Annotated in this window: 1 protein-coding gene; it reads left to right on the top strand. The window is 33.0% G+C overall.

Features of this window, described 5'->3' with window-relative positions; translation table 11 throughout:
• Nucleotides 1–115: 115 nt before the first annotated feature.
• A partial coding sequence (aroC, locus tag NE054_RS08455) for a chorismate synthase (RefSeq protein ID WP_297890556.1) occupies nt 116–757 on the top strand: 642 nt, incomplete at its 3' end.

The following is a 757-nucleotide window of genomic DNA, read 5'->3' as shown; positions in this document are numbered from 1 at the left end:
GTCAAAATATAATCTCCAGATGATAAAATACTTAACCTTATTAATAAATTATACCACAAGGGGGTTTTTTGAAGTGTTATAATAAATGTTTAAATTTTCTTAAATTGGAGGCTTTATGCTAAGGTTTTTAAATGCTGGAGAGTCTCATGGACCTGCCTTAACAGCTATTGTAGAAGGTTATCCATCAAATGTGAAGTTAAGTTCAGATAGGATAAATTTTGAATTGGCAAGAAGGCAAAAAGGTTACGGTCGTGGCGGAAGAATGAAAATAGAAAAAGATACTGTAGAAATTTTATCCGGAGTAAGGTTTGGAACAACTCTTGGAACTCCAATAACTCTTATGATAAGAAATAAAGACTGGGAAAACTGGACAGAAATTATGGCAATAGAAGGAGAACCTACAGAAAAAAAACAGATACTAGAGCCCCGTCCTGGTCATGCAGATTTAGTTGGAGGTATAAAATACGGATTTTATGACCTTAGAAATGTTTTAGAGAGAGCATCTGCAAGAGAGACAACTACAAGGGTTGCTGTTGGTGCTTTATGTAAGATACTTCTTGAAGATATTGGAATAAAAATAGGTAGTTATGTTTTATCTATTGGAGAAAAAAAGATAAATCCAGAAGAAATAAAAGATTTACCATTTGAAGAAAGATTTGAAAACGCAGAAAAATCTGAGGTAAGAGTACCAATACCAGAGAGAGATGAAGAGTTTAAAAAGTACATTGATAAGATGAAAGAAGAAGGAGAAAGTCTT

The organism is Sulfurihydrogenibium sp., assembly GCF_027448985.1.
GTDB lineage: Bacteria > Aquificota > Aquificia > Aquificales > Hydrogenothermaceae > Sulfurihydrogenibium.
This window is presented reverse-complemented; position numbering and strand designations above follow the sequence as displayed.